Source organism: Salibacterium qingdaonense (assembly GCF_900114715.1).
GTDB classification, from domain to species: Bacteria; Bacillota; Bacilli; order Bacillales; family Marinococcaceae; genus Salibacterium; species Salibacterium qingdaonense.
In genome coordinates this window covers 22,479-35,666 of the sequence record NZ_FOTY01000021.1, presented here as the reverse complement: position 1 = coordinate 35,666, position 13,188 = coordinate 22,479, and the positions used below count along the sequence as shown (strand labels likewise).

Below are 13,188 nucleotides of genomic sequence, written 5' to 3'. Positions count from 1 at the left end.
CGGAAAGATTTCCTTTTTGTTAAAAAAAGCGTAATAAAACCGGCCCTCGTATGTGTACGCGGACCGGTCCTTTGTTATGCAGGATCGGAAGAAGAACCGGACCCGCTTTCGGATTCCTGTTCCTCCATCTGCTGCTGTTCGATTTCTTTTACTTTCTGCTGGATAAATTCTTCGAGATTGCCTTCTACATTATTGTGATCTTCATACCGGACGTTCGTTTGTTCATTAAAGGAGCGCAGCTCACCACCAAGTTCGACCGTAAACGTAAAGCTCGTATCATAGCCATTCAACCGTCTCGTTTCCTTATCAATGAACGCGGTCATTTCGATCCCGTCAAGCGTCATCCCGTTCAGCTGCTCTTCACTTAATCCGCCCTCCGGCATAACACCGAGGGAGCTTAGTTTCTTTTCGGCGAGTGCTTTATGCCGTTCTTCGGTTCCTTTAAAGGACACTTCATAATAATCCGGTGTGTCCTCGACATCTGTAACTTCTTTCATTAGAAACTCGTTTTCAAATTCAAGAAAGAAGGTGAGATCTTCGTTCGGACGGAGCATGGACTGAATCTGCGCGGTGTTCGTCTCGGATTCCTCCCATTCGCCGTTCTGGCGTGTCTGAATGTTTTCCCCGTCGATCCGTACGTCCAGTTCGACCGGCGTCTCAAGCTCCACGAGGTTCATGTTGGATTCCATATACCCCTTTACCGGGTCCCCGTAACGAAGCGCCCCTCTTGTAAATGTACTGATTCCTTCTTCTTCCGCGTTCAGCGTGTTGGATTCAGTGAAATATACACTGTCGAGATTCTGCATCGTCTCCATCGCATCGCCGTACACTTCTTCCGGCAGTTCCCGCTCTCCACACGCAGCTAGTAGAAGGAGAACGGACCCTGCTGCCACTCCGGCGGCTTTTTTCCATTTTTTCATATGTAATGTCTCCTGTTATTCGTTAGTGATATGCTTCCCTGTTCATTTTACAGCGGGTGCGTGCAAAAGGCAAAGCCCATTCCTGATGTAGGACTTTGGACCTTGTTGTGTTAAAAAGTTGCAGAAAATCATGTGAAAATGTTGTGACAAAAACATCTCTATTACAACAATGTTACAACGGCGTTTCTGCTGAATATTTCCTTTAATGCCAGGGGTTTTGTTTGATTGAATGAATGAGAAGAAAAAAAGCTGGAGCTTTGAATGGGGCTTTTACGGTTATTTTGTATCATTGTGTCTTTTAGTTGTTATTGAACTGTAAACTCAAGAAGCCCCATTACATGCTAGACTATGAATTGTGTTTTCAAGACAGACCACGACATTCAACTCAAAACACCACATAAATACATATAACATTTTTACATAATGAGAGGGGTGGCCATTTTGGTCAGAAAAACAATGGCAGCAGTACTTAGTGCTGTGCTGCTACTATCAGCTTTTGCTGTGCAGCCTGGGGCGGCTGACGCAGCGTCGCCGGAAGATATTGAAGCGGAAGCAAGAGATCATCTGGGAACACCGTACCGTTACGGTGGAACTACACCTGCCGGATTCGACTGCTCCGGCTTTACAGGCTATGTATTCGGTAAGAACGGAATCGATCTTCCAAGAACAGCCGCCGCGCAGTATAATGTCGGCCAATCGGTATCCAAAGGAAACCTGCAGACAGGCGATCTTGTTTTCTTCACACACGGTTCCGGCATTCAGCATAACGGCATTTACATTGGAAATAACCAGTTCATTCATGCATCCAGCTCCAATGGCATTATGATTTCAAGTATCAATGACCCGTACTACTGGGGCGACCGTTATGTCGGAGCGAAACGCGTTCTTTCCGACCAATCCGAGGAGAAAGCGACAGCCTCCGCCGTCAAATCAGAGACTCTTGAAAAACTTCCTGACGGGGAGTATCACGATGTAAATGAGGACTACTGGGCGCACGGCAGCATCACGAAGCTTGGCAAAGAAGGCATCGTCAGCGGCTACCAGAACAGCACATTCGAACCTTCGGACAGCATCACAAGAGAGCAGGCTGCCACTATTCTGACGAAAGCTCTTGATCTTGAACGCAGCGGAAACGACAGCGGATTTAACGACGTTTCTTCCGAGAGTACCCACGCTGCGGCCATTAAAGCAGTCAGTGAAGCAGGTTACATCAACGGAAACCAGCAGAATGAATTTATGCCGGACGAGCCGATGACACGCCAGCAGATGGCGGTTGTATTCTACCGCGCTTTTGATTTGGAAGGGACAAGCTATGACGGTTCTTTCGTCGATGTTGGGAACAATCACCGTTATCACAAGCAGATCCAGGCACTTGCCGGAGCCGGCATTACAACTGGAAACGCGGATGGCGAGTTTGAACCGAGCCGCGAAACAACACGTGCCCACTTCTCCGTTTTTCTCGACAGCGCACTGGAACAGTAATATCACACAATGAAATAATCTGTTAGATCCGCCACGGGGCATGGCGGGTCTTTTTTTATGGAAGACAGGGGAATAAAACAATGGTGGGGGTGGCCATTGGGGGCTTTATCTGCCGTCTCCCTTTTTTTGTTCCAGTGCTGTTCTGTGAGTCGGAAAAGCAGGCACTCCATAAAATGGGGGCTTTATTATATCTTTCTGGTATAAGTATTACCGGTGCAACAGCTTGTTAAACATTCTTTTTTAATTTTTTCTGAAGGATGGTGAAACTATTTTTTACTTGTTTTCGTTATATATATCTACCAATCTATGGTTTCTTGCTTTAAGATAGAAGAAAGTGGTAGTTATTTTTTTGGAGTGAAAGTGGGGATAGCATGATACATAGAATCGTAAAGGCTGCAGCGGTCTGCGTGGTGCTGGCAGCGTGGCCGGCGGGAGTGTCGGCTGAAGAGGAGGAGCATACATATCTGGTAGGGTTTGAGGAGAACACCGCTCCTTCTCTTATCGAGGACGTCGGCGGTGAGACAGGCGATATGTGGGAACGGATTGATGCCGGAGAGGCCATTCTCACTGACAGGGAAGCGGCCCGGCTTTCATCAGAAGACGGTATAGCCTACGTCGAGCCGGATCAGGACGTGGAAATTCAGGCAATAGGAGACCTGGAGAACTGGGGACTTGAGAACACTCAAGCTCCATCGGCCTGGGATGACAACGTTACCGGTGCGGATGTGGAAGTGGCTGTGGTGGACACGGGAATCAGTAAGTCCCACCCTTCTCTGGATGTCACGGACGGGTATTCCGCGGTGTCCTATACCGATTCCTATAATGATGACAACGGTCACGGCAGTCATACGGCCGGCATTATCGGCGCCTACCAGCCGGGCATGGGTCTCATGGGAGTAGCGCCTGACGTGGAGCTTTCCGCGGTGAAAGTGCTTGATGAGAATGGCAGCGGCACGCTTTCCCAGGTGCTGAGCGGCTTGGAATGGGCGATTGAGCAGGATGTGGATGTGATTAACATGAGCTTCGGTACGCTAACGGATTCGAGTTCGATGAAAGAGATGCTTGATGAAGCGTACGAGGACGGTATCATTGTGACGGCCGCATCCGGCAACCGCGGCGAGGGCGAAGAAAAAGATACGGACCGCGTGGAGTTCCCGGCGCGCTATGAGTCTGTCATTGCTGTCGGCGCGGTGGATAAAAAGAACGAACGCGCCTATTTTTCTGCGTCCGGTGAAGCAGTGGAACTGAGTGCTCCCGGGGAGGATATCGTGAGCACGTACAAAGACCGTTCGTACGGGCCGCTCAGCGGGACTTCCATGGCGACCCCGTTCGTCTCCGGGGCCTTTGCTCTTTTAAAAGAAGCGTATCCGGAAAAAGAAGCGCCGGAGCTGCGGGAGATGCTGCAGAATGAGGCAGTTGATCTCGGCGCGGAAGGACGGGATGAGCGCTACGGCTACGGGCTGCTCCAGATTCCGGATCTTTCTGATGCCGGCGTGCCGGAGAAAGAGGATTTCGGTGAAGGTAACCGTGAGAAGCCGGTGGAAGAGGACATCGAAGAGAACCCGGTAAAAGATGATCCGATTGAAACACCGGAGGAACCGCCGGAAGCGCCGGCCGGTGTAGAGACCGAAGTTGTTGAAAATGACGATGGCACCCGCGATGTGTACGTCTTTTGGGACCGCTCGGAGATGCCGGTCATGCAGCACCGGGTTTACCGGGACGGAGAGAGCTATGGTACGACCGACAACGGTAAACTTTTCAAAGATGAGAATGTGGCGCCTGGTACGTACAGCTATGAAGTGACGGCGGTCTCGATGGGAGAAGAAGAGTCCGGGCGCAGCAGCACGGTCGAGGTCGTCATTGAAGATGATCGTTTTGCGTGGCCTGAGGAAGGGAGCGCTCCGGCCGATTTTCAGGATATTCATGATGAGTTCTGGGCGGCGGAGGCTGTCCGGGAGCTGCAGGCACGCGGCGTGATTCAGGGCAGCGGCCGTGATTTTCGTCCTGGTGAGACGGTACGGCGCGGTCAGGCGGTAACGATGCTCGGACGTGTGATCGGATGGAGCGATGATCCGGCCTCCTCTTCGTTTTCTGATGTCAGCCGGGATTATTTCGCTTCCGGGTACATTGCAGACGCTGTGGATGCCGGTGTGATTTCCGGATTTTCCGACGGTACCTTCCGTCCCAATGCCGGAGTGACCCGCGGGCAGATGGCGGCGATGCTCGGACGCGCATTTGATTTTTCCGGAGAAAACGGCGGACCTGTGTTCCGCGATGTGGACGCATCGACAACCGGTGCCGGCGCGATTGCCTGGCTCGCGGAGCAGGATATCGTGACCGGATACGACGACGGCACCTTCCACCCGGAAACCACCCTATCGCGCGCCCAGTTTGCGAGTATTTTGTATAAGCTGGGTGAGCATTTGAAAGAGTCTTAGAGCGAAGATGAAACGGCCCGGGTGCACTGCTGGCTGGCAGGCGGCCCGGGCCGTTTTTGTATGGATTCAGGTCGATTTCTGCATGGTGCAGCGCCGGGGAGAGGGAGAGGAGAGCGGGTTTCTCGATTGTTTCTTTTGATTTCTCGATCGATCCGCGCGTTTCTTGATCGATTCTCGAGCGAATCGGGTTTTTCTCGATTGTTTCTCTCCATTTCTCGGTCGATTCTCGGCATTTCTCGATTAATTCTCCTGGCGACTGCTTCAACACGGCAGGGGCCAGCGCCGGGGAGAGGGAGAGCGAGGTTCTCGATCAATTCTCCCGATTTCTCGATCGATCCGTGCGTTTCTTGATCGATTCTCGAGCGAATCGGGTTTTTCTCGATTGTTTCTCCTCATTTCTCGGTTAATTCTCTGGTTTTCTCGATTGTTTATCCTGATGATGGAATCAATTCCGCACGATTAAGATGCCATGTCCCGGCATACATTGGCGCAGTGCTGGCATATTTTCGCACAGTGCTGGCAGTGGTCGTGTTCGTGTTTGGCGCATTCGTCGCCGCACGCTTGGCAGATGATTGCGCAGACGCCGCAGATTTCCTTGGCAAACCGGCTGCTGCGCTGCATGGACTGTGCGGCATACCCACAGATGTCCGCACATTCGCGGTCCAGCCGGATGCACTCGGCCATCATGTTCACGTCCTGCTCCTGCAGGCACGCGCTGTAACAGTTGTTGCAGGCCTCCATGCACTCCAGACAGGCTTGGATACACTCGTCATATGTCATAATATTCGTGCCTCCTTCGGGGATGAATGGTGCTGTGTATTGGGATGCCCAAAGAAGCCGGAATTCATGCATTTGTTGGAGAAGATTTCAATCGGTGCAGCTAGTCCATCAACGGCAGCAGTTTCTCAATCGATTCTCCCGATTTCTCGATTGATTCTTCCCATTTCTGCATTGATTCTCTGGTTTTCTGCTTCGATTCCCCTGTGCTGTGATTGGATTCCTGGTATGGATATGAAAAAACTGCCGGCATGACCGGCAGCTTCAGCATTATTCTTGGTTTTCTTTGATCTGTTGGACGGTTTCCATATCCAAACCGGTTAGCCTGACGATTGTTTCTATATCGAAATCTTCTTCCACCATCGATGCAGCGACAGCCTGTTTATTCTCGTGCTTTCCCTTTTCCATTCCTTCTTTTTCTGCATCCTGGACGCGGAGTTCGTATTCTTTATCTTTGGCGGCGGCATCCATAATCTGTTTCAACCGTCTTTCATAGGCTATTTTCTCATCGGCGCTGGCACTGAGGTATTCCCATTGCTCGAAGGCGCCTTTTAATGATTTATCGCTCATAGCGATCTCCTCCAATGCATGGTAAATGTCTTCATACATCTCATGATTGCGGCGGTCGACCATTCCAAGAAGCAGGAGCCATCTGGCGAGCAGATGATGCGTAATGTCGTAGCCGGGATTTTTTATCTTCTTCCAGCTCCCCGGAGAATTCTGTGTTTTTGAATGTGATGCGCTGGATTTTCTCCTTTCCTTTCCGGTCCAGCACAGCATTCAGGAAAACAATCGTCAAGTCCTTGTTCCGTTCCACTCCAAAAAGCTGTTTGAATGCATAATCGATCTTCAGATCCATCAACTGATCCGGACGCAACCGCTTCAACATACTGCTTCGCCTCTATTCTATTGAAATGTATTGCCTCCTTTGATTATATCACAAAAGGAACAATTGTTCTTATTTTGGTAAAAACTTTTGTACTGATTGATTCGGCGCAGATTTGAATTGGTTCTTCTTTTTCTCGATTGATTTTCTCCCTTTCAGCTTTTTTATCTGTTGATTCTCCGGGTTTATGCTTCGATTCCCGCCTGGACTCTATCGATTCGTTACAGGATGTGGCGGAATTGCGTGGCCTTCTGCTCGAGTTCTTTGGCGGCGGATTCCATCGAGGCGAAGGCCGCCGCGGCGTCTGTGATGTTCTGCCGGCTGTTCTCCATATCCTGCTGGGAACGGGCGGTGTGATCACTGATTTTGTTCACTTCTCCGGTAATTCCTTCTACATGGTCACTTACGTCCTGCATCGCTTCGTGGGCGCGGGTGGAGAGCTTGCGTACCTCATCGGCAACTACTTTGAATCCTCTGCCGTGCTCGCCGGCTCTGGCCGCTTCAATGGCGGCATTAATCGCCAGCAGGTTCGTTTGGTCGGCAATGCCGCGCACCGTTTTCACGATACCGCGGATGGAGCCGGCCTGCTTTTCGAGCGATTCCAGGTTGCTTAAATTTTCCGTTGCATCTTCCATTACCTGTTCGGCGTTTTCGGTGAGTCCGCGGCTTTTTTCCATGCCGCTCTCAGCACGCTCGAGCAGGTCTTCGGCCATCTGCTGGACGGATTCAGAAATGCCCGCTATATTTTCTTCACGCTTCGTGATATCGGTTGCGATTTTTAAGATTCCCTGGATCCGGCCGGTGTCATCCCGAACCGGCGTGTAGGTTGCTTCCAGCATGACCTTGTCCCCATTCCGGTTCCAGCGTTCAACTTTATCTTGAAAGGTGCGGCCGGAGCGCAGATACTGCCAGAAATCGGTGTATTCCCGGCTGTTTGTAAAAGCTGTGTCACAAAACACGCGGTGATGCAGTCCGGTTATTTCTTCCTTCCTGTACCCCATTGTTTCGGCAAACAGATGGTTCGCCCACAGCACATTGCCTTCTGTATCAAATTCAATCATCGCAAGTGACTGCTCCAGCGACTGGATCAGCTGTGACGGATCTAAAACCTGGTGATGCTTTTCTTCTGCTATCATATGTTTCTTCTCTCCCTCTTTTTTAAAATGAACCCTCTACGGAACCGTGATTTCTCGTCCGTTCAGGAAAAAGTGAAAACGACGCGGCGATGATGAGGCGCGCGTTATTTCAAAGCCTGGGAGAGCATCTTTTCCTGCGTTAGAATTTCGGTTCAACGTTCTTTGGCCGTAGGTGTAATAGGTCTTTTTTCGTGCATATTTCTTTCTATTCCCCTTTTCTCCATGTCGAAACATGTCAGAAAATTTTATGATACGGCGAGCTGTATATCGGAATTGTTTCATCGATTTTGCGTGAAATAGCATCGGACCCATGCTGTGAATGGATTCCTGGTATGGATATGAAAAAACTGCCGGCATGACCGGCAGTTTCAGCGTTATTGTTGATTTTCTTTGATCCGGTGGACCGTTTCCGTATCCAAACCGGTTTGCCGATTGTTTCTATATCGTAACCTCTTTCCAGCATCGATGCAGCGACATCCTGTTCAGCCTCTCGCCTTCCTTGAACAAAGCCTTGTTCTATATCTTTTTGCATGCTTTTTTCCAATCCTCTTTTTTCCGCGTCCTGAAGACGGAGTTCGTATTCTTTATCTTTGGCTGCATCGTCCATGATCTGCATCCATCGTCTGACATACGCAATTCTTTGTAGTGTTTTTCTGCTAAATACAACCTCCTCCTTTCACGATTACTGTCGTGTTTGGAACCTTTCGAAAATATTGTCACAAGAATGGCTTGAATGTAGTGGAAACTATCACGGACAGCAGCTGTTTTCTCTATCGATTCCAAGGGGCATTCGAAATTGCAGAAAATTCTGCCGTTTGATCAGGAAGATGAGTTATCTTTTATTGATCGAACGGTTTCTTCGTCTAACCCGGTCATTATGCAGACTTCTTCGATTTCCATTCCCTTTTTCAGCATGATCTCTGCTACATCCTGATGACCCTGTTCACGCCCCTCTGCACGCCCCTCTGCACGGCCCTCTGCATGGCCCTCTGCATGGCCCTCTGCATGGCCCTCTGCATGGCCCTTTTCATGGCCTTGTTGATGACCCCTTTGGTGACCTTTCTTTTCAGCTTCTTCTTCAGCCTCCTGCAAACGAAGCTCTGCTTCTTTTTCCCGGACAAGGTCGTCTTTGATTTGTTTCCAGCGTCTTTCATACGCCATTCTGTTCTCGATCTTGTCACTGAGGTGTTCCCACTGTTCAAATGCGCCTTTCAGTGATTTGTCGCTCATTGCGATCTCCTCCAATTCATGATAAATGTCTTCGTACATCTGTTGATTGCGGCGGTCCACCATGCCGAGAAGCAGAAGCCATTTGGCAAGCAGGTGATGGGTGGTGTCCAGTTTTCCTTGTCTCCAATGAGTGATCAGGGTTGGTATTTCAATAAAGTGCATTTCGAGGTGGTTGGTCAGTTGATGGAAATGGTGCCGGTTTTGTATGCCGTAGGAATGGTGAAAGTCGGGTGCTTTTTCTTCCGGGAGCGGGAAATTCAGTATATTGATCATGATAACGGGCTGGAGCTTCCGGTACGGCTCCCCCTGCTTTATGCGGGAAAGATAGAGACGGGACCAATAATATAACGAGCGTTTGACCATATCATACTCATTTGTGAACTGGATTTCAATATTAATATATTCCCCTTTTTCGGTCAGCGCTATGATATCCAGTCTCGATTTCTTGTCTTCTTCCTGATCTCCGGCAAATTCGGTGTTTTCGAATGAAATGTCATATATGGCCTCATTTCCCTCCCGCTTCAATACAGCATTCAGAAATTCGATAGTAAGATCTTTGTTCCGCTCCACTCCAAAAAGCTGCTTGAATGCATAATCAATCTTCAAATCCATGAGATCGTCCGGACGCAACCGCTTCAACATACTGCTTCGCCTCTATTCTATTGTAGTGAACTGCTCCCTTCCATTATAACATAATAATAGAACAATTGTTCGATTTTAGAAAAAACCTTTTTGACCAGGGTGGCGTTTTATCGATTGATTCGGCGCAAAATGGAATCGATTCTTCTTTTTCTAGATTGATTTTAGCCATTTTTGAACTTTTCTCGATTGGTTCTCCCCATTTCTGCATTCATTCTCTGGATTTCTCGATTAGTTCGGCTGGTGACTGCTTCAACAGGGCAGGTGCCGGCGCCGGTGCGGGGATGCGCACATTTCTCGATCGATTCGCCGGATTTATCGATTGATCCGCGCGTTTCTTGATCGATTCTCGCGCTGTTTGGGTTTTTCTCGATTGATTCTCCCCATTTCTCGATCAATTCTCGGAATTTCTCGATTGATTCTCCCCATTTCTGCATTGATTCTCTGGTTTTCTGCTTCGATTCGGCTGGTGACTGCTTCAACAGGGCAGGTGCCGGCGCCGGTGCAGGGATGCGCACGTTTCTCGATCGATTCGCCGGATTTATCGATTGATCCGCGCATTTCTTGATCAATTCTCGCGCTCATTGGCATTTTCTCGATTGATTCTCCCCCTTTCTCGATCGATTCTCGGAGTTTCTCGATTAATTCTCCCCATTTCTGCATTGATTCTCTGGTTTTCTGCTTCGATTCGGCTGGTGACTGCTTCAACGCGGCAGGTGCCGGCGCCGGTGCGGGGATGCTCACGTTTCTCGATCGATTCGCCGGATTTATCGATTGATCCGCGCGTTTCTTGATCGATTCTCGCGCTCATTGGCATTTTCCCGATCGATTCTCCCCATTTCCGCATCACAACCTGCAGTTTCCTCGCATCATTGCACCCAAAAAAACCCCTGCTTCCAGTAGAAGCAGGGGTACCCCTTTATTTCCGGAAATCTTTATCGAGGAAGTTCCAGAAATTTTCGTGGAACATGGCGGCGATGTCTTTTTGGATATCTTCTTTGGTGACGGGCCAGCCGGTGCTGCGGACGTCTTCGTATTTTTCGGTGAGGACGTCTTTGAGCACGGTTTTCGTGTGGCGCCATTTGTAGACGACCTGTTCGAGCACGCGGGCGTCGGAGTGCTGCGGGATGAAGCTCGTGTTGAGGAGCTCAAGGCGCATCCTCGTGACTTCGTTTACGATGACGGGGTTGTTCATGAACCACCAGCAGCCAAATATCATCAGATGCCGGAATTTACGTGCGAGCACGGCGAGTTCATGCTGGTTCTCACGTGAGAGTATCGTGACGAGAAATTTATTTTCCTGGTTTTCGGCGAGCAGGTTCTCAAGCGCCCGGATGTCGGCTTTTCCGACGAAGTCGCCGGCGTCGATCAGATCCGGATTGACCCGTTTTTTCACGCCGATCATGAGGGCGAATGGAATGTTATGTTTTTTCGTGACGGGCAGGATGCAGTCACGGATGACGCGGCCGCGGTCGCTTTCTTCCGGATAGGCGAAGCTCGGCGGCAGCGACACCGCCATGTACAGCGGGTTCATGATTTCAATCCAGTCCTCCAGGAAACGGTTCACTTCCTTGATCGTGCGGCCGTTCCAGTCGTCCTGAATATCATATCCCCATTTTTTCAGCTGCTCTTTCGTGTTTTGAAAATCATTTAAGAGCGGGTCGATACGGAGCACGGCGTGAAAGGCATCCTGCGGTCTGGTGCCCTCGAACCAGATAGCGCGTTCCTGCTCGTCAAACGGATCGTTGGTCATGACAATGTTGGAAACGTTCGCCTGCTTCATGACGGCGCCGACCTGGGCCTCCGCGGTGCGTCCGGCAAATTCAGCCCGGTACGTATCGAGATTTTTCGTTTTCGGGTCAATGCCCATTTCTTTCAGCGTCGTCAGCACCCCGCGGGCCGCTTCGCTGACAGGGGTGCGTTCGACGAACAGCTTCTGCCAGATGAGCTCGGCCTGTTCTTTTTTCTCCATCCGCCAGAAGAGGGCCGGATCCATGTCGGTCCAGCGCATGACTTCAGCGACGAGATAGTGATAGGTGAGCAGCTCGTCGATATCCCAAAGCAGAATATCACCGAAGTTCGGGGAAAAAAGGTGCGTATGAATGTCGGTGATTTCCTGGTTTTCAATGGCCTCTTCGACTGTGTTACGGATTCCTTTTTCTGTTGTAAGAATCATTGGATCTCCTCCTTCACGTCTTGATGAAACTGTTCCAGTACAGACACGGCACCGTTTTTCAGCAGTGCGTCCACGTAGCCGCTGACAAGCGAAATGCGGACCGGGTCCGCCTCGTCTCCTAAAAAGGACTGTACCAACCCGGCTGCGGAATGTTCACCCTTGTTATAACCATCCCACAAGTCGTGCATCAGATTCACAACATCCTCGGATTCGCGCAGCAACGTGTTCCGGCCGAGTGCGTGCCCTTGTACTTTCTCCTGCCCTTTTTCCTGAGGCTGGTAATACACAAGCAAAGCTGCCAGCGCAAGGGCGAAATACTGGTTCTCCGGATCACGGCTACCCCACTTCTCCCATAACGGCTGCACACGGGTGCCGAATTTCTGCAGCCCATTCTGGCCGAGATCGGTGAGCAGATGGCGCTGATACGGATTTTCAAAACGTTCGAGCACGCCTCTGGCAAACGGGTCTTTTTGTTCCTTATTATACGGCAGGACCGGTTTGATGGCGTGATCCACCGCACCCTCTACAAAGGCGCGGATGTCGTGGTTCTGCATCGCTTCATAAACCGTGTCCACGCCGTACAGAAAGGCAGGCGCGAACATCATCGTATGCGGCGCGTTCAGGAGGCGGATTTTCAGCTCGGCGTAATCCTGAACGGGGCCGTATACAGCGTTCAGGCCGGCATCCTGAAGTGGCAGAACCTGCCGTACCCGCTCCCCTCCTTCAATGACAAACAGATGATACGGTTCCGCCACGGTGAAAAGACGGTCCTCGTAACCGAGCTTTTCCTGAAATTCTTCGATATCCGCGGGATACCCCGTCACAATCCGGTCGACAAGGGTCTGACAGAACTCATTGTGTTCTGTCACCCACTTCCGGAAGTCCGCCCCGAGTGACCAGTCGTCGATTTTGCGGAGAATGATGTCTTTCAGCACGTCACCGTTCTGCTCAACGAGTTCACACGGCAGAAGAACAAGGCCTTTATCCGGATCACCGTTAAATGCCTGGTACCGTTCATACAGGAGCTGCGTTGTTTTTCCCGGAAAAGAAAGCGGTGCAGCGTCCCGGTTCCAGTCTTCTTCCTGATACACAAGACCCGCTTCCGTCGTATTGGAGGTCAGGATTTCAAGCGCCGGCTCACATGCGGCCGCCACGGCCCGGTCCCATTCTTCATACGGATTGATGGAGGCCGAAATCGACGTCACGACATCGGCGCGGTCAATCGTTTGGCCGTCAAGACGCCCCCGGAGCTGCACGGTGTAGGCATTATCCTGGGCGTGAAGATCCGGAAGTTTGCGGCCGTGCGGAGTCGGCTGGAGAGCTGCCACACTGCCGTTGAACAGCCCCTGCCGGTTCATGTGCTCCATCATCCAGTCCAAAAAACCGCGCATGAAATTTCCTTCGCCGATCTGCAGCACTTTCACAGGGAGACCGGTGTTATGCTGCACTTGATGAGGGTCGTGTTTTCTCAAATAGTCATAGGATAATCTCTCCATTTTCTTCC

Annotated in this window: 14 protein-coding genes; 2 read left to right on the top strand and 12 right to left on the bottom strand. The window is 50.6% G+C overall.

Annotation, left to right across the window (positions count from 1 at the left end):
• Window positions 1–74 precede the first annotated feature (74 nt).
• Window positions 75–920: a DUF6612 family protein gene (locus BM058_RS13715; RefSeq protein WP_090927623.1), complete on the bottom strand. Its 846-nt coding sequence runs from the start codon at window positions 918–920 to the stop codon at window positions 75–77.
• Between the two features lie 441 nt (window positions 921–1,361).
• Between BM058_RS13715 and BM058_RS13710 the strand changes: the two genes are divergently transcribed.
• Both BM058_RS13710 and BM058_RS13705 read left to right on the top strand, forming a co-directional pair.
• Window positions 1,362–2,402 (top strand): C40 family peptidase, encoded by a 1,041-nt coding sequence (locus BM058_RS13710; RefSeq protein WP_177195568.1) that lies wholly within the window; start codon window positions 1,362–1,364, stop codon window positions 2,400–2,402.
• 371 nt (window positions 2,403–2,773) lie between these two features.
• Window positions 2,774–4,840 carry a S8 family peptidase gene (locus BM058_RS13705; protein ID WP_090927621.1) on the top strand — a complete coding sequence of 689 codons (2,067 nt, stop codon included), beginning with the start codon at window positions 2,774–2,776 and terminating at the stop codon, window positions 4,838–4,840.
• Between the two features lie 459 nt (window positions 4,841–5,299).
• On the opposite strand, the gene BM058_RS13700 is transcribed toward BM058_RS13705, so the two are convergent.
• The 11 genes from BM058_RS13700 to BM058_RS13655 all read right to left on the bottom strand — a co-directional run bounded on the left by BM058_RS13700 (window position 5,300) and on the right by BM058_RS13655 (window position 13,180).
• Window positions 5,300–5,620: a four-helix bundle copper-binding protein gene (locus BM058_RS13700; protein ID WP_090927620.1), complete on the bottom strand. Its 321-nt coding sequence runs from the start codon at window positions 5,618–5,620 to the stop codon at window positions 5,300–5,302.
• A 100-nt stretch (window positions 5,621–5,720) separates the two neighbouring features.
• Window positions 5,721–5,870 carry a hypothetical protein gene (locus BM058_RS18335; protein WP_177195567.1) on the bottom strand — a complete coding sequence of 50 codons (150 nt, stop codon included), beginning with the start codon at window positions 5,868–5,870 and terminating at the stop codon, window positions 5,721–5,723.
• A 17-nt stretch (window positions 5,871–5,887) separates the two neighbouring features.
• Window positions 5,888–6,187: an RpnC/YadD family protein gene (locus BM058_RS13695; RefSeq protein ID WP_090927619.1), complete on the bottom strand. Its 300-nt coding sequence runs from the start codon at window positions 6,185–6,187 to the stop codon at window positions 5,888–5,890.
• A gap of 40 nt (window positions 6,188–6,227) precedes the next feature.
• Complete coding sequence (locus tag BM058_RS13690; RefSeq protein ID WP_177195566.1) at window positions 6,228–6,476, bottom strand: PD-(D/E)XK nuclease family transposase; 249 nt, start codon at window positions 6,474–6,476, stop codon at window positions 6,228–6,230.
• A gap of 248 nt (window positions 6,477–6,724) precedes the next feature.
• Entirely contained in the window at window positions 6,725–7,639 is a 915-nt protein-coding gene (locus BM058_RS18755) for a methyl-accepting chemotaxis protein (protein ID WP_090927617.1), read from the bottom strand.
• A gap of 235 nt (window positions 7,640–7,874) precedes the next feature.
• Complete coding sequence (locus tag BM058_RS13680) at window positions 7,875–8,246, bottom strand: hypothetical protein (protein ID WP_090927616.1); 372 nt, start codon at window positions 8,244–8,246, stop codon at window positions 7,875–7,877.
• Between the two features lie 212 nt (window positions 8,247–8,458).
• Entirely contained in the window at window positions 8,459–9,511 is a 1,053-nt protein-coding gene (locus tag BM058_RS13675; protein ID WP_090927615.1) for an Rpn family recombination-promoting nuclease/putative transposase, read from the bottom strand.
• Window positions 9,512–9,672: 161 nt separating this feature from the next.
• Entirely contained in the window at window positions 9,673–10,080 is a 408-nt protein-coding gene (locus BM058_RS13670) for a hypothetical protein (protein WP_090927614.1), read from the bottom strand.
• A complete protein-coding gene (locus BM058_RS13665; RefSeq protein ID WP_143083033.1) occupies window positions 10,077–10,358 on the bottom strand; it encodes a hypothetical protein in 282 nt (93 codons plus the stop codon). The genes BM058_RS13670 and BM058_RS13665 overlap by 4 nt, the downstream gene beginning before the upstream one ends.
• A 69-nt stretch (window positions 10,359–10,427) precedes the next feature.
• Window positions 10,428–11,684 carry a glucuronate isomerase gene (locus BM058_RS13660; RefSeq protein WP_090927612.1) on the bottom strand — a complete coding sequence of 419 codons (1,257 nt, stop codon included), beginning with the start codon at window positions 11,682–11,684 and terminating at the stop codon, window positions 10,428–10,430.
• On the bottom strand, window positions 11,681–13,180 hold the full coding sequence (locus BM058_RS13655; RefSeq protein ID WP_090927611.1) for a tagaturonate reductase: 1,500 nt from the start codon (window positions 13,178–13,180) through the stop codon (window positions 11,681–11,683). Before BM058_RS13655 ends, BM058_RS13660 begins: the two co-directional genes overlap by 4 nt.
• Window positions 13,181–13,188 lie beyond the last annotated feature (8 nt).